Raw genomic sequence first — 16,614 nt, forward strand, 5'->3', positions numbered from 1 at the left:
AGCCAGGCTTAATGCGCATGGCACCGCGCGCCATGTGCGGCTAAAGTAGCGCATCTCCAACGACGAAGGTTCCGCGCCCATGTATCTCGGCATCGACCTCGGCACGTCCGAAGTGAAAGTTCTGCTGCTCGCCTCCGACGGACGCGTGATCGGCACCGCAGGCTCACCGTTCACCGTTTCGCGCCCGCATCAGCGCTGGGCCGAGCAGAATCCCGAAGATTGGTGGGCCGGCACGCGTACCGCGCTCGCCGCGTTGCGCGCCAAACATCCCGACGAGTTCGCGCAGATTCGCGGCATCGGCCTGTCGGGTCAGATGCACGGCGCCGTGCTGCTGGATGCGCAGGACCGCGTGCTGCGTCCCGCGATCCTGTGGAACGACATGCGCAGCGACAAGGAATGCGCGGAGCTGACCGAGCGCGCGCCGGAGTTGCACAGCGTGGCCGGCAATCTCGCCATGCCCGGTTTCACCGCGCCGAAGCTGCTGTGGGTCGCGCGCCACGAACCCGAGATTTTTGCGCAGACCGCCTGCGTGTTGCTGCCGAAAGATTACTTGCGCCTGCAACTGACGGGCGGCAAGGTGTCCGATCCATCCGATGCGGCCGGCACGCTGTGGCTCGATGTCGCCAAACGCGACTGGTCGGACTCGCTGCTCGCGGCCTGCAATATGTCGCGTGCGCAGATGCCGAGCCTCGCCGAAGGCAGCGAGCCATCCGGCACGCTGCTGCCTTCCGTCGCGCGTGAATTCGGCCTGAGCGACGGCGTAATCGTCGCGGCCGGCGGCGGCGACAACGCCACCAGCGCGATCGGCATCGGCGCGACGCAACCGGGCGACGGCTTCGTCTCGCTCGGCACATCAGGCGTGCTGTGCGTGGTCGGCGACAGCTTCCGGCCGAATCCGGCTTCGGCCGTGCACGCGTTCTGTCACGCGATTCCGGATCGCTGGCATCAGATGAGCGTGGTGCTCTCCGCCGCGAGTTGTCTGCGTTGGGTCTGCAAGCTCACTTCCACCGACGAACCGACCCTGCTCGCCGAAATCGAGGCGCTCCACGCGGACGCGTTGAACACCGCGCCGCTCTTCCTGCCCTATCTGTCAGGCGAACGCACGCCGCACAACGACCCGTATGCGCAAGGCGTGTTCTTCGGCATGACGCACGCAACGGATCGCGCGCTGCTCGGCTACGCGGTGCTCGAAGGCGTGACGCTTGCGCTCACCGACGGCCTCGACGCGCTGCGCGCGGCCGGCACCGAAGCGAAGGCGCTGTCCCTGCTCGGCGGCGGCGCCCGCAGCGACTACTGGGCCCAGTTGCTCGCCGACGCACTCGACACCGCCACCCGCAAGCACGGCGGCGGCGAGACCGGCGCGGCGCTCGGCGCGGCACGCCTCGGCTGGCTGGCCGCGGGCGGCGATCCGGCCACGGTGCTCACCAAGCCGCCAATCGCCAGGGAGTTCACACCGAACCCGCGCCGCCATGCCGAACTGCGCGCGCGGCTCGAAGCGTATCGCGCGCTGTACCGCCACGTGCGGCCGTTGTTCGACCCCGCGCGGCAACCGCTTGCCTGACCGGCTATCCGCGGCCGGTTTCCGCGCTAGGGTTAGTTGAAGCGCGCAGACCGGCTGCTATCATCGGCGCACTTCAAGCGAACCGTCACCGTGCCCAAGTCCACAGAAAAATTAGATCTTGCTACCCGCGCCGCGTGGCTCTACTACGTTGCCGGCAACACCCAGAACGAGATCGCCGAGAAGCTCCAGGTGTCGCGGCCGGTCGCGCAACGGCTGGTCGCCTTCGCGGTCGAAAAGAATCTGATTCGCGTGCGCGTCGATCACAAACTGGCGGACTGCCTCGCGCTCGCCGATCAACTGTCCAAGCGCTACGGCCTGAGCATGTGCGAAGTGGTGCCGATCGACAGCGATACGGCCGATGAGGTCGACCGCAAACTGGCGGTGGCCGGCGCGCAGGTGATGGAGCGCTATCTCGGCGAAGAAAAACCGATGGTGGTCGCGGTGAGCAGCGGCCGGACGCTGAAGGCCGCCGTCGATCAGATCGCCCAGCTGGACCGTCCGCAGCACCGGCTGGTATCCATGGTCGGAGCGATCGCCCAGGACGGCTCCTCGAACCGCTATGACGTCGCGCTGCACATTTCGGAGAAGACGGGCGGCAAGCATTTTCTGCTGCCCGCGCCGCTGCTCGCCGATAGCGAAGCGGAACGCGCGCAGTGGTGCAATCACCGGCTTTATCGGATTGTCGAATCGCTGTCGGCGCAGGCCGACGTGGCGTTTGTCGGCATCGGCAATATCGGGCCGAAATGTCCGCTGCTCGAAGACGGCTTCATTACGTCCGCGGAAGTGAAAGAGTTGATGCAGAACGGCGCGGTGGCTGAAATGCTCGGACTGCCGATCGACGCCGCCGGCGCGCACGTCGAATCGCCGACCGGCCGGCGCGTGACGAGCATCGCGCTCGACTCGCCGCCGCAGCGCCCGACCATCGGTTTCGCCGGCGGACAGCGCAAGCGTGAGGCACTGATCGCGGTGCTCAAGGGCGGCTGGCTGTCGGGCCTTGTAACTGACGAATCGTGCGCGAGAGCCGCGCTCGAGGCGTAAGCGGACGGCCTACGCCACCGCCGCCCTACATCGCCGTGAGGCCTTCGGTGATGATGATCCGGTATTCCCCGCCCTGCAGACGTGTTTCGCTGACAGCCTGATACTCCGGGCTGCGGTACCAGGCAATGGCTTCGTCGTAGCTAGCGAATTCGAGGATCAGGATTTCGTCGATCGGCGGACCTTCCACCACTTCCTTGCGGCCGTGGCTTGCCAGCATCATGACCGGATGCTGCTCGAAGGTTGCAGGCGCAACCTGTTTGTATTCATCCAGCTTCGCGGGGTCGAGCGTTTTCTCGCGCGTAATGACGACGTAGGCGGCCATGAGCGTTTCCGGGGCGTGGTTGAAAGGAAAGCGGCGCGCCCGCCGCTTTCCCAATCATCACGCGGCCAGCACTTCGACGATCTTACGCTGGAATGCTTTCCCTGCGCTGTCGAACAAATGGCAGTGCTCGGGCGTGGCGCCGAGTTTTTGCATCTCGCCCTTCGTATGGCGTTCGAGCGGCGGAATCCGCGCGATCAGGCCGTCCGGTGACACGCTCGATTCCGCGTACAAATACGCTGCGTCGCCGAGCGATTCGAGGGCCATCGTGCGGGCCGAGATGCCGTCGTCGGTCGTGCCCACATGCAGATGCTCGGGGCGAATGCCGACCGTCACCTTGTCGCCCTGCTTCACCGCGCCCGGTTCCACCGCGACGCGCTGCGTCTCGCCGGTTTCGTAGCGCACCGTGACGCCGTCATGCGTGACGGACTGCACCACGCCTTCCATGAAGTTCATCTTCGGCGAACCGATGAATCCCGCGACGAAGCGGTTGGCCGGCGCGTGATACAGCATGGTCGGGCTGCCGACCTGCTCCAGATTGCCCGCGGACAGCACCACGATCTTATCCGCCAGCGTCATGGCTTCGACCTGATCGTGCGTCACGTAGATCATCGTGGTCTTCAGTTCGTCATGCAGACGCGCAAATTCGAGGCGCATTTTCACGCGCAAGGCGGCGTCGAGATTCGACAGCGGTTCGTCGAACAGGAACACCTTCGGCTTGCGCGTGATCGCGCGGCCGATCGCCACGCGCTGACGCTGGCCGCCCGACAACTGCTTCGGCTTGCGATCGAGCAAATGGTCGATGTGCAGGATCTTCGCCGCGTTACGCACTGCCGCGTCGATTTCCGGCTTCTTGGTGCCGGCGAGTTTCAGGCCGAACGCCATGTTGTCGTACAGCGTCATGTGCGGATACAGCGCGTACGACTGGAACACCATCGCGATGCCGCGCTTGGCGGGCGCCACGTCGTTCACGCGCATGCCGTCGATGGTCAGATCGCCGCCGCTGATATCTTCGAGGCCGGCGATCATCCGCATCAGCGTCGATTTACCGCAACCGCTCGGGCCCACGAACACGACGAACTCGCCGTCCGCGATATCGAGGTTGATGTCGCGCATCACTTCGTTTTCGTCGTACGCCTTTCTGATGTTGCGCAGAGTTACGCTTGCCATGATGTGTCTCCGTGTAATGCTATGTGTTGCTTGTCCGATGTTCGGTTGCCTGAGTTGCTTGGGAAACTCAGGCGGCTACATTGATTCGCTTTCGATTCCGCCGCTTATGGCGCGGCCGCCGTCGCACTCAGCGTCCATTGCGCGACCAGTTCCGGCAACCGCTGCATGTCGTCGAATACGTGGCGCGCGCCGGCTGCATGCAGCTTGTCGATCTGCGCATCGCTCGCATGACCGCCGCCGATGAAGCCTAGCACCGTCATGCCCGCCGCCGTGGCCGCCGTCACACCCGTGACGCTGTCCTCCACCACGAGGCACGCCGAGGGCGCGAGGCCAAGACCCTTGGCCGCCGCCAGATAGACGTCGGGCGCGGGCTTCGGATTCGGCACTGCGTCGGCGCAGAACAGGCGGTCGCCGAAAAATCTCACGAGGCCCGTGCGCGTCAGCACCGTTTCCACATACGGGCGAAAGCTGTTGCTTGCGCAGCCTTTGGTGAGCGGCACCTGAGCCAGCGCGGCCTCGATGCCTTCGACCGTCGGCGCCTGCATCGCCGCCGTTTCCACTGCCTGGCGGATCGAATCGATGTCCTCGTCGCTGAGGCTTTTGCCGAGCTGCGCCGCAGTGCCTTGCAGCACTTTCTCGATGCGCAGTCCGAGCAGCGGCAGCACGACCGGTTCGACGTCGGTGTCGGGCCAGCGCGCTTCGAGTTCGTGCACCAGCATGCGCGCCGCCACGGCTTCGCTGTCGATCAGCACGCCGTCGCAATCGCAGATCAGCGCGAAATTGCCGGCGAGCGTGCTTCCACTCGTGTCTGCCGTCATTTGACCGCCCCGAAGGTAAGGCCGCGCACCAGTTGCTTCTGCGACAGCCAGCCGACGATCAGGATCGGCGCGACCGCCAGCAGCGAAGCGGCGGACAGCTTGGCCCAGAAGAGACCCTCAGGACTCGAATACGAGGCGATGAACACGGTCAGCGGCGCGGCGTTCGAACTCGACAGGTTGATGCTCCAGAACGCTTCGTTCCACGACAGGATCACGAGCAGCAGCGCAGTCGAGGCGAGCCCAGGCAGCGACATCGGCATCAGCAGATAGACGATTTCCTGCCACGTCGCGGCGCCGTCGATCCGGCCGGCTTCGAGAATGTCGCGCGGAATTTCGGCGAAGTACGTGAACGACATCCATACCGCGATCGGTAAATTGATCAGCGTGTAGACGATCACGAGACCCGACACCGAATCCAGCAGCCCGCTGTTTTTCCACAGCAGATAGATCGGCACCAGCACGCCGACCGACGGCATCATCTTGGTCGACAACATCCACAGCAGCACTTTCTGCGTGCGGCGGGTCGGGAAGAACGCCATTGCATACGCGGCCGGCACAGCGAGAATCAGGCACAGAATCGTCACGCCCGCGGAGATCAGTATCGAGTTCCACGCGAACGAAAAGTAATTGCTGCGCGCGAACACCTCGCGAAAGCTATCGAGCGTCGGGATGAAAAACAGCGACGATGCGTAGGCTTGCTGCTCCGTCTTGAACGCGGTGATCGTCATCCAGAAGATCGGAAAGAACAGCAGCAGCGCCACGAGCCACGCGATCACACCTGGGATGCCGCGGCGAATCGCGGCGAACGGCGACTTCGCCGGCACGGTCATGGGCGTCGCGCCGGACACCGGAGTAGAGGCAACCTGGCTCATTTTTCGTACTCCCCTTTAAGGTTCTTCGCGAGCATCCGCACGAGGAAGAACGACACGATATTGGCCAGCACGACAGCGAGAATGCCGCCCGCCGAAGCGAGACCGACGTCGAACTGCTGCAGGCCCAGCGAATAGATCAGGTACGACAGGTTGGTGGTCGCGGTGCCCGGACCGCCGCCCGTGGTCGTGTAGATTTCGGCGAAGATCGACAGCAGGAAAATCGTCTCCATCATCACCACCACCGCAATTGCCCGCTTCAGGTGAGGCAGCGTGATGTAGAAGAACATCGAGAACGGACCCGCGCCGTCGATGCGCGCCGCCTCCTTCTGCTCCTGATCGAGCGACTGGATCGCCGTGAACAGAATCAGGAAAGCAAACGGCAGCCACTGCCACGCGACGATCATGATCACGGCCGTCAGCGGATATTGCGCGAACCAGTCGATCGGCGTCATGCCCATGGCGCGCATGCCTTGCGCGATCAGGCCGTACACCGGATGCAGGATCATGTTCTTCCAGATCAGCGCGCTCACGGTCGGCATCACGAAGAACGGCGCGATGGCGAGCAACCGCGCGATCCCCTGGCCGTAGAACTTGCGGTCGAACAGGATCGCCATCAGCACGCCGCCGACCACCGTGATCACGAGGACCGAGATGATCAGTTCGAGCGTGTGGCCGATCGAAGGGCCGAACGACGGGTCGCTGGCAAGATATTTATAGTTGTCGAAACCCGCGAAGCCTTTCAGATCCGGATTCAACAGGTTGTAACGCGAGAACGAAAACCAGATCGTCATCGCGAGCGGAATCGCCATCCACAGCACGAGTACCGCGACCGAAGGCGTGACTAGCCAGCGGGCGGAATTGGCTTTGCGGGTTTCGCGTTCTTTTTCTGTCTGGGGATGGGCATGCATGATAGGTAGGCGCAGAGGACGCATGATTGACCACCTGTTGGGTAATGCGCGGACCGCCGCCCGAAGCCGCGACGACACCGTACGATGTCGCGGCGCACGTGTGGCGGAAAGGCCCGCTGTGCCGCGTAAGCCGGCTGACGGGCGTCAGCCGGCGCGTGCCACGTAACGGCCGTGGCTTATTTCTGGTAGCCGGCCTGCTTCACCGCGCGATCCGCAGTGGCGTTGCCGGCTGCCAGCGCCTGATCGATCGTCATCTGACCGGCAATCGCGCCGGAGATGCTCTGACCGACCACGGTGCCGAACGACTGGAACTCAGGAATCCCGACGAACTGCACACCGGTGTACGGCACCGGCTTGAGCGTCGGATGCTCCGGATCCGCCGTTTCGATCGCCTTCAGCACGAAGTCGCCGAACGGTGCTGCCTGCTTGTACTCGGGGCGCGCGTAGGTGGATTTACGCGTTCCCGGCGGCACCGAGGCCCAGCCTTCGTCCTTCGCGACCAGTTCGATGTATTGCTTCGACGTGGCCCACGTGATGAACTTCTTCGCCGCGTCAGCCTGCTTCGACGACTTCGGAATCGCCAGCGCCCAGGCCCACAGCCAATGCGAACCCTTCGGCGTGACCGCCACCGGCGCTGCAGCGAAACCGACCTTGTCGGCGATTTGCGATTGCTGCTTGTTGTAGAGCATGCCGGCCGCAACCGTGGCGTCGATCCACATCGCGCACTTGCCCGAGGACATCAGCGTGAGATTCTCATTGAAGCCGTTCGAACTCGCTCCCGGAGGGCCGTCCTTCTTCAGCAGATCGACATAGAACGTCATCGCTTTCTTCCATTCCGGCGAGGTCAGCTGCGCGTTCCATTTCTCGTCGAACCAGCGGCCGCCGAACGTGTTCACCACCGTCGTGCCGTAGGCCATGTTCTCGCCCCAGCCCGCCTTGCCGCGCAGACAGATGCCGTAAATGCCATTGGCTTTGTCCGTGAGCTTGTCGGCGAATTGCGCGATCTGGTCGTAGGTCGGCTGATCGGGCATCTTCAGACCCTTGGCCGCGAACAGGTCTTTACGGTAATACGTCATCGAGCTTTCGACGTAGAACGGCAGCGCGTACAACTGGCCGCCGCTCGAGAGGCCGTCGCGGGCCGTCTTCACGACGTCGTTCAGATCGTAATCAGCGGGCAGATTCGTGAGCGGCGTGAGCCAGCCGCGCTTGCCCCATTGCGGCGTTTCGTACGCGCCGATTGTCATCACGTCGAATTGACCGCTGCCCGTCGTGATGTCGGTCGTGGCGCGCTGACGCAGCACGTTTTCTTCGAGAATCACCCAGTTCAGCTTGATGTCCGGATTCGCCTTTTCGAACTCGGGCGAGAGCTTCTTCAACTCGATCATGTCCGGATTGTTCAGCGTGGCGATCGTCACCGTCGCCGCCGACGCGCTCAATGCAAAGCAAGCGACAGCGCCGGCACTGACCGCCTTTAGCGTGGATTTGAGGGCTGGCTTCATGTGTTGTCTCCTTTCTCGTACGTTATGTAGTGCAGCGTTTGTTCTACGAAAATGACGATGAACGGCGCGGATTCAGCTCATCCAGTTGCCGCCGTCGACGTTCAGGGTTTGCGCGGTGATGTAGTCGGCATCCGCCGACGCGAGGAACAGGGCGGCGCCGGTCAGATCGTCCGGCACACCCATGCGGCCGAGCGGCACCGCTTCGCCGACAAGGCGTTTCTTCTCGCCGAGCGGGCGGTTTTCATAGCGGGCGAAGAGCGCGTCGACTTCGTTCCACATCGGCGTATCGACGACACCCGGCGCAATGCCGTTCACATTGATCTTGTGCGCTGCGAGCGCCAGTGCCGCGGATTGCGTGTAGCTGAGCACGGCTGCCTTGGTCGCGCAGTAGTGCGACACGAGCGCCTCGCCGCGCCGTCCGGCTTGCGACGACATATTGATGATCTTGCCGCCGCTGCCCTGCTCGACCATCTTTTGCGCCACGGCTTGCATCAGGAAGAACATGCCCTTCACGTTGACCGCGAAGAGACGGTCGAATACGTCCCAGGATTCGTCGAGGATCGGGCGCATGTCGAAGAGCGCCGCGTTGTTGAAGAGAATGTCGATTTGCCCGAAGCGCTCCAGCGTGCTCGCGACGATGCGCTGGATATCGTCGCGGCGGGTGACATCGGCGCGCACCGTCAGCACGCGATCGCCGTAAGTGGCACGCAGTGAGTCGCCGAAACTGTCGGCCGGCTTCACGTCGACCAGCGCGCAGCGCGCGCCTTCGTCCAGATATCGGCGCGCCACGGCTTCACCGATTCCGCTTGCCGCGCCCGTCAGAATGGCCACCTTGTCTTGCAATCGTGCCGCCACTGCTCGTCTCCGGTTCAATCGCTTCTTGAGGCGCGGTGAGCGAACGCTCATCACGCGAACAATTGCTCTGTTAGTGATCGAATGATCGGATACGCACCGGGCCATGTCAAGGCGCCCGAGCAGATTTCGATGGTGCAGCGCGGCAGGATTCCGACACCACTCATCCGCCCCGAACAACACTAGTACGAGAAATCGAAGACAGCCAATCTGCTTTCTGCTCGCCCTGCTGACAAATTTTCGAGATACGTTATATCATTGCGACCTCGCTTCGCTTCGAAGCCGATGGGTCGTGATTTTCGCTTGATCGCCATTTCGTCAGGAGCCTCCGCCGATGGCCACATTCACTGCAGAACACCATGCCGTGCGCCTCGCGCACGCCGAAGCGCATGCCGCGTTGCACGGGCTCGCGCTGACGCCGCTGCGTCGTCAGGTGTATGCGGCGATCGTCGCCAGCGAGCGGCCGATCGGCGCTTATGAACTGCTTGATGCGCTCGAGCCGACACGCGGCCGGGTGCCGCCGACAACCGTATATCGCGCGCTGGACTTTCTGCTCGCGCATGGCTTCGTGCATCGGATCGAATCGAAGAACGCGTTCGTGGCCTGCTGCGAAGTCGGCGTGCCGCATCGCAGCCAGTTTCTGATGTGCGACGGCTGCGGCGCGACCGTCGAAATTCCCGGAGACGACCTCGCCGAACAGTTGTCGCATAGCGCGCCGGCACATGGTTTCGAAGTGCATCGGCAGGTGGTCGAACTGAGCGGTCTCTGCGCGCTGTGTGCTCGCGCGGCGCGACCCGCGGGTGCTTCGGCCGCCATGAAGCCGGCATAACGCACACGCCCCTTCTAACGTCAGTGGTTCATTCAACTCTCACGCAGCAGGACACAACAATGAAGAAATTCGGCTCGATGTTGAACGGGGCGCAGCGTGCGCTGAAGCTGTCGAAGCACGTCGCGGTAAGCGCCGCCGTCTTCGCGTTCGGCCACGCCGCGATGGCGGCGGATGCAAAAATCCCGGTGGTCGCGGCGGAGAATTTTTACGGCGACGTGGTGCAGCAACTCGGCGGCGATCGCGTCGACGTCACGAGCATTCTCAGCAATCCGGACCAGGACCCGCATCTGTTCGAAGCGAGCCCGAAGACCGCGCGTGCGTTGCAGCATGCGAGCCTTGTGGTCTACAACGGCGCCGACTACGATCCGTGGATGGCAAAATTGCTGGCGGCGTCGAAGGGCGCGAAGCGCGTGACGATCGTCGCCGCCGATCTGGTTGGCAAGAAAGGCGGCGATAATCCGCACCTCTGGTACGACCCGGCGACCATGCCGAAAGTGGCGCGCGCCGTGAGCGAGGCCCTCGTCGCGGCTGACCCGGCGCACAAGTCGGCGTACGATGCGAACCTCGCGAAGTTTCTCGATTCGCTGAAACCGGTCGACGCCAAAGTCGCCGAACTGCACGGCCGCTACGCGGGCGTGCCGGTAACGGCAACCGAACCGGTGTTCGGCTACATGTCCGACGCGGTGGGCCTGACAATGCGCAACCTGCGCTTCCAGCTCGCCACCATGAACGACACCGAAGCCAGCGCGGCCGATATCGCCGCGTTCGAACGCGACCTGCGCGAGAAGCGCGTCCGTGTTCTGATCTATAACAGCCAGGCAACCGAGGCCCTGACCAAACGCATGTTGAAGCTCGCGCAGCAATCGAAGGTGCCGACCATGAGCGTCACCGAGACCGAACCGGCCGGCAAAACCTATCAGACGTGGATGCTGACGCAGCTCGACGCGCTGGGCACGGCACTCGCCTCGGGCGATGCGAACGGCGCCAATGCGGCTGCGGCTTCAGGCGCGAAAGGAAAAACCCAATGACCCAGACTGGCCGCGGCGCGCCAGCGCGTGTGCCCAGCACCGCACCCGTGCTCGAACTCGAACGCGTGACGCTCGAACTCGGCGACCGCACGATTCTGCGCGACACCGGCTTCGTGGTGAACCAGGGCGAATTCATCGGCGTACTCGGGCCCAACGGCGCGGGCAAAACAACGCTGATGCGCGCCGTGCTCGGTCTCGTGCCTGCCGCTCAAGGCACGATCCGCGTGCTGGGACAACCGGTCGAGCGCGGCAACGCGTCGATCGGCTATATGCCGCAGACGCGCAGTGCCCTGGCCGGGCGCCGCGTGCGTGGCCGCGATTTCGTCGCGATGGCCGCCGACGGCCATCGCTGGGGCTTGCCGCATGCGGACGCGGCCACGCGCACCGATGTCGAACGTGTGCTGGATCTGGTGGGCGGCCGCAAGCTGGCCGAGCGGCCGCTGTCGGAACTGTCGGGCGGCGAGCGTCAGCGGCTGCTGCTCGCGCAATGTCTGCTCGGCAACCCGAAGCTGCTCTTGCTCGACGAGCCGTTGATCAGCCTCGATCCGCATCATCAGAAGAGCGTGGTCGAACTGGTGCGGCGCGTGCAGCAGGAACTCGGCATCGCCGTGCTGTTTTCGGCGCATGAATTGAATCCGCTGCTGCACGCGCTCGATCGCGTGCTGTATCTCGGCAGCGGCGTGGCGGCGCTCGGCACCGTCGACGAAGTGATCACCCGGCCGGTCCTGTCGCGCCTCTACGGCTCGCCGATCGACGTAATGCGCGTGAACGGCCGCATCTTCGTGATGTCCGGCGACGTCGAAGTGGAAAAGCACGATCACGAGCACGAACACGACGAGAACGGCGGCCACAGCCACTCGCATTCGCATTCCCATTCGCATGGCCACGCGCACGGCCACTCACATCAGCACGACTCACGCGACGGACACAAGCACGATGTTTGAATACGATTTCATGGTGAACGCATTCGCGGCGTCGGGGATCGTCGCGGTGCTGGCCGGCGTGGTAGGCTATTTTCTGGTGATGCGCGGACAGACCTTCGCGGGTCACGCGCTCTCGCACGTCGGTTTCACCGGCGCGACCGGCGCGGTGCTGATCGGCATCTCGCCGATCTGGGGGATGATCGGCTTCACGCTCGCGGCGGGTGTCGGCATGGGCGCGCTCGGCGAACGTCTCGCCGGACGCGACGTGGCGATCGGCGTGATCCTCTCGTTGTCGCTCGGTTTCGGCTTGCTGTTTCTGCACTTCTTCACCGCCTATGCGACGCAGGTCACCGCACTGCTGTTCGGCAACGTGCTCGGCGTGAACGCATCGACGCTCGGCGTGCTGGCGGGTTTGGGCGTCGTGAGTTTGCTGGCGCTAGCGGCGATCATGCGGCCGCTGCTGTTCGCTTCGTTGCAGCCGGAACTGGCCGAAGCCAAAGGCGTGTCGTTGCGCCTCGTGTCCGTGTTGTTTCTCGCAATCGCGGCGCTCGCCGTGGCGGCTTGTACGCAGATTGTCGGCGTGCTGCTGGTGTTCACGCTGATGGTCGGTCCGGCCGCCGCCGCGCAAAACGTGACGACGCGGCTCTCAGCGGGTCTCGTGCTCGCCGCGGTGTTCGCGCTGCTGCAGGCGTGGCTCGGTTTAACGCTCGCGTTCTATACCGACTGGCCGACGAGCTTCTGGATCACCGTGCTGTCGGCGGTGGTGTACGGCGGAAGTTTGTTGCGACGGCATTGAGTCTGCCACGACAATGACGGCGGCGTTGCACCTGCACGCCGCCATCGTCGTTCCTGGAAACGTCAGCCGAGCAGCACCTTCGCGTGATGCGCGAGATGATCCTCGATGAACGTCGAGATGAAGTAATAGCCGTGGTCGTAGCCCGCATGACGACGCAACGTCAGCGGTTGACCTGCGGCCTTGCAAGCGGCATCAAACACATCCGGATTCAGTTGCTCCGCGAGGAACTGATCCGCGAGCCCCTGATCGACCAGAATCCCTTCCGGGAACTTGCGCGACGTACGCGCGACCAGTTCGCTCGCGTCGTACTGCTTCCACGCTTCGCGGTCGTCGCCCAGATAGCCGCTGAAGGCTTTCTCGCCCCACGGGCAACGCGTCGGCGCGGCGATCGGCGCGAACGCCGACACCGACCGATAAATCTCCGGATTGCGCAACGCCAGCATCAACGCGCCGTGACCGCCCATCGAATGCCCGAAAATGCCTAGCCGCGCGCCGTCCACCGGCAGATTCGCGAGCACCGTTTCGCGCAGTTCGTCCCGCACGTACGAGTACATCCGGTAGTGCTGCGCCCACGGCTGCTGCGTGGCGTCGACGTAAAAGCCCGCGCCCACGCCGAAGTCCCACGCCGCGCTTTCGCCCGGCACGCCCGCGCCGCGCGGACTGGTATCCGGCGCAATCAGCGCGATGCCGTGCTGCGCGGCAAAGCGCTGTGCGCCGGCCTTGACCGGAAAGGTCTCTTCCGTGCAAGTGAGACCCGCGAGATAGAACAGCGCGGGCACGTTCGCATTGGCCAGCAGGGCCTGCGGCGGCAGATAGATAGAGAAGCGCATCGACAGGCCGATGGTCTGCGAGTCGTGCCGATAGATGCGCTGCTCGCCACCATGGCAGGCATGCGACGACAAGAGTTCGAGCATGACGAAGCTCCGGTTTAGTACAGCACGACCGAGCGGATCGACTCGCCCTTCTTCATCAGATCGAAGCCCTCGTTGATGCGTTCGAGCGGCAGACGGTGCGTAATCAGATCGTCGATATTGATCTTGCCTTCCATGTACCAGTCGACGATCTTCGGCACATCGGTGCGGCCGCGCGCGCCGCCGAATGCCGAGCCCTTCCACTCGCGGCCCGTCACCAGTTGGAACGGCCGCGTGCTGATCTCCTCGCCCGCCGCCGCCACGCCGATGATGAACGACTGCCCCCAGCCCTTGTGCGTGCATTCGAGCGCCTGGCGCATTACCTTCGTGTTGCCGATGCATTCGAACGAATAGTCCGCGCCGCCATCGGTGAGTTGCACGATGTGATCGACCACGTTCTCGACTTCGTTCGGGTTGATGAAGTGCGTCATGCCGAATTTCTTCGCCAGTTCGACACGTCCCGGATTAATGTCCACGCCGATGATCTTGTCCGCGCCTACCATTTTGGCGCCCTGGATCACATTCAAGCCGATGCCGCCGAGGCCGAACACCACGACATTCGCGCCCGCCTCGACCTTCGCCGAATACACGACCGCACCGACACCCGTCGTCACGCCGCAACCGATGTAGCAGATCTTGTCGAACGGCGCGTCTTCACGCACTTTCGCCACCGCGATTTCCGGCACGACGATGTAGTTCGAAAACGTGGACGTGCCCATGTAGTGAAACAGCGGCTTGCCATCCAGCGAGAAGCGCGAAGTCGAGTCAGGCATCAAACCCTTGCCTTGCGTCGAACGGATCGCCTGGCAAAGATTGGTCTTGCGCGACAGGCAGAACTTGCACTGGCGACATTCCGGCGTATAGAGCGGAATGACGTGATCGCCCTTCTTCAGCGTACCGACGCCGGGACCGGTATCGACAATGACGCCCGCACCTTCGTGCCCGAGGATCGCCGGAAAGATGCCTTCGGGGTCCGCGCCGGAGAGCGTGTAGTAATCGGTATGGCAGATGCCCGTGGCCTTCACTTCGATCAGGACTTCACCGGCACGCGGCCCTTCCAGATCGACTTCTTCGATCGTCAACGGCGCGCCGGCTTTCCATGCGATTGCTGCTTTGGTCTTCATCGTGATGCTCCTGTGAGTCTGTCGAGGCAAGGCGCGCCGCGGCGGACTACATCGCGGCGCGCATGTGTTGCGATTCGGTGCTGCAGTTGGTTCGTGCGTCTCATTCGGGCACGTCATCATTGTCATTCGGCGCACTGCGCCGACTCATACGTTAGCGCGCGAAAAGCGTAATGGTATTGCAAAGTGCGTCACGGCATTGTCTGAACCTGACATGACATGCGCTCATTGCGACGGCGTGTCGGCGAACCATGTTTCGACTCGTCCGTAGAGATCGAGAAAGCGCGCATAGCGCTCGGCAAGCGCCGCGTCGCCTTGCGGACCCGCAACGCGCGTCGCGCCCGGCGCGAGCGCGGCGAGATCGCGCGCGTGCCAATGCCCGCTTGCGAGGCCGCCGAGAATCGCAGCGCCGCGCGGCGCCGCATTCGGACAATCGACTGCGTGCAACTCGACATTCAGCGCATCGGCGAGCAACTGGCGCCAGCGGGCGTCGACGGAACCGCCGCCCGCCAGTTTCAACGCCGTCACCGTGGCGCCGCTCGCGCGAATCGCGTCGAGTCCGGCACGCAGCGAGAACGCGACGCCTTCGAACGCGGCGCGCATCATCGTGCCGCGCGTGTGATCGAGCGCGAGGCCGAGCCAGCCGCCGCGCGCCATTGGATTGAGCCAGGGCGTGCGTTCGCCCGTGAGGTACGGCAGGAACGTGAGGCCGGATGCCGCCGCTGTGTTCGTATTGGATGTGGTGGTCGCGTTGAATGCGCTGATTGCGTTAATCGCGTTGGTCGCGTCACCGAACGCGTCCCGGTACGCATCGGCCCATTCATACGACAGCCATCCTCGCGTACGTTCGAGCGCGATGCCGACGTTCTGCATTGCCGCCATCCGATACCAGTGATCGCTCGCCGCGCGATAACGATGCAAGCCCTTGACCGCCGCGGGCGCATGCTCGGCCAGCACGACGATCTGTCCGCCAGTGCCGGTGGTCAGCAACGCGTCGCCATCGTGCGCGAGCCCGCTGCCGAGCGCGGCGCAAGGCGTATCGGCCGCGCCGGTCGCGAGCACGATGCCGGCGCGCAAACCCAGCGCGTGCGCCGCGCTCTCCGACAGCACACCACCCGCCGCATAGGACGGCGCCAGCGGCGCGAACCACTCGCGCGGAATCTCGAGCCGATCGAGCAGCGCCGCGTCCCACACGCCGGCGGGATCGGCGAGCGCGGTCGCGCAGGCGTCGGAGGGATCGGTCGCCACCGCGCCGCCCAGTGCGACGCGCAGCCAGTCTTTCGGTTGCAGCGCCCAGCGCGTGCGGCTCGCGGACTGCGGTTCGTGCAACACGATCCAGCGCAGCAGCGGACCGGCCATGCCCGGCGCAACCGGATTCGGCTGCGGCTCGGGCCACGCGTCGAGCAAGGCCAGCGCGCGCGTGTCGGGCCACAGCATGGCGGGCCGCACGGCCTCGCCCGCTGCGTCGATCAACACGACGCCGTGCATCTGCCCGGAAAAACCGATTGCGCGCACATCGCGGCGCAATCCGTCGGGCAAACGCGCGGCGGCTTCGCATAGAGCGCGCCACCATGTTTGCACCGATGTCTCCGCCCAACCCGCCTGCGGCGTTTCGATGGGATACGCGACGCTCGCCACCGCCTGCTCGCGACCGTTTTCGTCGACGATTGCTACTTTGAGGGAACCGGTGCCGAGGTCGATGCCGAGAAAACTCATGGGCGATAGAGCGTCAAATTGAGGATGAATATGAGCACGCGAAAGCTGCCCGAAAAGCGTATTTTTCCACGCCGACGCGGCACTCGGGAATCAAGCCCAAATGCACGCCGAAAATCGCGAATCACGGGTTAACCCGCCTGCGCCGCGAGTCACATCAAAACAGGACTATGCGGTGAGCGAGATACACCTCATTGATTCTCACACATATCGCGTCACTCTGGACTCGCGCGACGCACAGCCTCGCATCGCCACT

16 protein-coding genes are annotated in these 16,614 nt (G+C 64.0%); 6 read left to right on the forward strand and 10 right to left on the reverse strand.

Annotation, left to right across the window (positions count from 1 at the left end):
- Positions 1-79 precede the first annotated feature (79 nt).
- On the forward strand, positions 80-1,561 hold the full coding sequence (gene xylB, locus PQR54_RS21365) for a xylulokinase (RefSeq protein ID WP_408249096.1): 1,482 nt from the start codon (positions 80-82) through the stop codon (positions 1,559-1,561).
- Between the two features lie 90 nt (positions 1,562-1,651).
- Positions 1,652-2,599, forward strand: a complete 948-nt coding sequence (locus tag PQR54_RS21370; protein WP_408249098.1) for a sugar-binding transcriptional regulator — start codon at positions 1,652-1,654, stop codon at positions 2,597-2,599.
- A gap of 25 nt (positions 2,600-2,624) precedes the next feature.
- Here PQR54_RS21370 and PQR54_RS21375 read toward each other — a convergent pair whose 3' ends face one another.
- The 7 genes from PQR54_RS21375 to PQR54_RS21405 all read right to left on the reverse strand — a co-directional run bounded on the left by PQR54_RS21375 (position 2,625) and on the right by PQR54_RS21405 (position 9,040).
- Positions 2,625-2,921 (reverse strand): DUF1330 domain-containing protein, encoded by a 297-nt coding sequence (locus PQR54_RS21375; protein WP_106284114.1) that lies wholly within the window; start codon positions 2,919-2,921, stop codon positions 2,625-2,627.
- A 57-nt stretch (positions 2,922-2,978) separates the two neighbouring features.
- On the reverse strand, positions 2,979-4,088 hold the full coding sequence (locus PQR54_RS21380) for an ABC transporter ATP-binding protein (protein ID WP_408249100.1): 1,110 nt from the start codon (positions 4,086-4,088) through the stop codon (positions 2,979-2,981).
- Positions 4,089-4,192: 104 nt separating this feature from the next.
- Positions 4,193-4,906, reverse strand: a complete 714-nt coding sequence (locus PQR54_RS21385; protein ID WP_408249102.1) for an HAD family hydrolase — start codon at positions 4,904-4,906, stop codon at positions 4,193-4,195.
- The gene (locus PQR54_RS21390) at positions 4,903-5,736 is read right to left on the reverse strand and encodes a carbohydrate ABC transporter permease (RefSeq protein ID WP_085966707.1); all 834 of its coding nucleotides are present in this window, start codon (positions 5,734-5,736) and stop codon (positions 4,903-4,905) included. The genes PQR54_RS21385 and PQR54_RS21390 overlap by 4 nt, the downstream gene beginning before the upstream one ends.
- A 38-nt stretch (positions 5,737-5,774) precedes the next feature.
- Positions 5,775-6,710 carry a carbohydrate ABC transporter permease gene (locus PQR54_RS21395; RefSeq protein ID WP_408249104.1) on the reverse strand — a complete coding sequence of 312 codons (936 nt, stop codon included), beginning with the start codon at positions 6,708-6,710 and terminating at the stop codon, positions 5,775-5,777.
- A 152-nt stretch (positions 6,711-6,862) separates the two neighbouring features.
- Positions 6,863-8,185 carry an ABC transporter substrate-binding protein gene (locus PQR54_RS21400; RefSeq protein WP_408249106.1) on the reverse strand — a complete coding sequence of 441 codons (1,323 nt, stop codon included), beginning with the start codon at positions 8,183-8,185 and terminating at the stop codon, positions 6,863-6,865.
- Between the two features lie 72 nt (positions 8,186-8,257).
- Positions 8,258-9,040 carry an L-iditol 2-dehydrogenase gene (locus PQR54_RS21405; RefSeq protein ID WP_408249108.1) on the reverse strand — a complete coding sequence of 261 codons (783 nt, stop codon included), beginning with the start codon at positions 9,038-9,040 and terminating at the stop codon, positions 8,258-8,260.
- Positions 9,041-9,371: 331 nt separating this feature from the next.
- Between PQR54_RS21405 and PQR54_RS21410 the strand changes: the two genes are divergently transcribed.
- Genes PQR54_RS21410 through PQR54_RS21425 form a run of 4 tightly spaced genes read left to right on the forward strand, consistent with a single transcriptional unit; the run spans position 9,372 to position 12,613 of the window.
- Complete coding sequence (locus tag PQR54_RS21410; protein WP_408249110.1) at positions 9,372-9,866, forward strand: Fur family transcriptional regulator; 495 nt, start codon at positions 9,372-9,374, stop codon at positions 9,864-9,866.
- 59 nt (positions 9,867-9,925) lie between these two features.
- Positions 9,926-10,894: a metal ABC transporter solute-binding protein gene (locus PQR54_RS21415; protein WP_408249112.1), complete on the forward strand. Its 969-nt coding sequence runs from the start codon at positions 9,926-9,928 to the stop codon at positions 10,892-10,894.
- Entirely contained in the window at positions 10,891-11,838 is a 948-nt protein-coding gene (locus PQR54_RS21420) for an ABC transporter ATP-binding protein (RefSeq protein WP_408249114.1), read from the forward strand. The genes PQR54_RS21415 and PQR54_RS21420 overlap by 4 nt, the downstream gene beginning before the upstream one ends.
- Positions 11,831-12,613, forward strand: a complete 783-nt coding sequence (locus tag PQR54_RS21425; RefSeq protein ID WP_408249116.1) for a metal ABC transporter permease — start codon at positions 11,831-11,833, stop codon at positions 12,611-12,613. The genes PQR54_RS21420 and PQR54_RS21425 overlap by 8 nt, the downstream gene beginning before the upstream one ends.
- 62 nt (positions 12,614-12,675) lie before the next feature.
- Here the strand turns inward: PQR54_RS21425 and fghA are convergent, their stop codons facing one another.
- From fghA to PQR54_RS21440, 3 genes are all read right to left on the reverse strand, one after another.
- Complete coding sequence (fghA, locus tag PQR54_RS21430) at positions 12,676-13,527, reverse strand: S-formylglutathione hydrolase (RefSeq protein ID WP_408249118.1); 852 nt, start codon at positions 13,525-13,527, stop codon at positions 12,676-12,678.
- Positions 13,528-13,541: 14 nt separating this feature from the next.
- A complete protein-coding gene (locus PQR54_RS21435; protein ID WP_132373288.1) occupies positions 13,542-14,648 on the reverse strand; it encodes an S-(hydroxymethyl)glutathione dehydrogenase/class III alcohol dehydrogenase in 1,107 nt (368 codons plus the stop codon).
- Between the two features lie 222 nt (positions 14,649-14,870).
- Positions 14,871-16,361, reverse strand: coding sequence for a xylulokinase (locus PQR54_RS21440; protein ID WP_408249120.1), 1,491 nt, complete (start codon positions 16,359-16,361; stop codon positions 14,871-14,873).
- Between the last annotated feature and the right edge of the window lie 253 nt (positions 16,362-16,614).

Source organism: Paraburkholderia phytofirmans (assembly GCF_046028095.1).
Taxonomy (GTDB): Bacteria; Pseudomonadota; Gammaproteobacteria; order Burkholderiales; family Burkholderiaceae; genus Paraburkholderia; species Paraburkholderia phytofirmans_A.

What these genes read in the sequence shown, in the direction of transcription:
- xylB (WP_408249096.1), top strand. Translation starts at nt 80, where the DNA reads ATGTATCTCGGCATCGACCTCGGCACGTCCGAAGTGAAAGTTCTGCTG.
- PQR54_RS21375 (WP_106284114.1), bottom strand. Translation starts at nt 2,921, where the DNA reads ATGGCCGCCTACGTCGTCATTACGCGCGAGAAAACGCTCGACCCCGCG.
- PQR54_RS21380 (WP_408249100.1), bottom strand. Translation starts at nt 4,088, where the DNA reads ATGGCAAGCGTAACTCTGCGCAACATCAGAAAGGCGTACGACGAAAAC.
- PQR54_RS21385 (WP_408249102.1), bottom strand. Translation starts at nt 4,906, where the DNA reads ATGACGGCAGACACGAGTGGAAGCACGCTCGCCGGCAATTTCGCGCTG.
- PQR54_RS21390 (WP_085966707.1), bottom strand. Translation starts at nt 5,736, where the DNA reads ATGACCGTGCCGGCGAAGTCGCCGTTCGCCGCGATTCGCCGCGGCATC.
- PQR54_RS21395 (WP_408249104.1), bottom strand. Translation starts at nt 6,710, where the DNA reads ATGCGTCCTCTGCGCCTACCTATCATGCATGCCCATCCCCAGACAGAA.
- PQR54_RS21400 (WP_408249106.1), bottom strand. Translation starts at nt 8,185, where the DNA reads ATGAAGCCAGCCCTCAAATCCACGCTAAAGGCGGTCAGTGCCGGCGCT.
- PQR54_RS21410 (WP_408249110.1), top strand. Translation starts at nt 9,372, where the DNA reads ATGGCCACATTCACTGCAGAACACCATGCCGTGCGCCTCGCGCACGCC.
- PQR54_RS21415 (WP_408249112.1), top strand. Translation starts at nt 9,926, where the DNA reads ATGAAGAAATTCGGCTCGATGTTGAACGGGGCGCAGCGTGCGCTGAAG.
- PQR54_RS21420 (WP_408249114.1), top strand. Translation starts at nt 10,891, where the DNA reads ATGACCCAGACTGGCCGCGGCGCGCCAGCGCGTGTGCCCAGCACCGCA.
- PQR54_RS21425 (WP_408249116.1), top strand. Translation starts at nt 11,831, where the DNA reads ATGTTTGAATACGATTTCATGGTGAACGCATTCGCGGCGTCGGGGATC.
- fghA (WP_408249118.1), bottom strand. Translation starts at nt 13,527, where the DNA reads ATGCTCGAACTCTTGTCGTCGCATGCCTGCCATGGTGGCGAGCAGCGC.
- PQR54_RS21435 (WP_132373288.1), bottom strand. Translation starts at nt 14,648, where the DNA reads ATGAAGACCAAAGCAGCAATCGCATGGAAAGCCGGCGCGCCGTTGACG.
- PQR54_RS21440 (WP_408249120.1), bottom strand. Translation starts at nt 16,361, where the DNA reads ATGAGTTTTCTCGGCATCGACCTCGGCACCGGTTCCCTCAAAGTAGCA.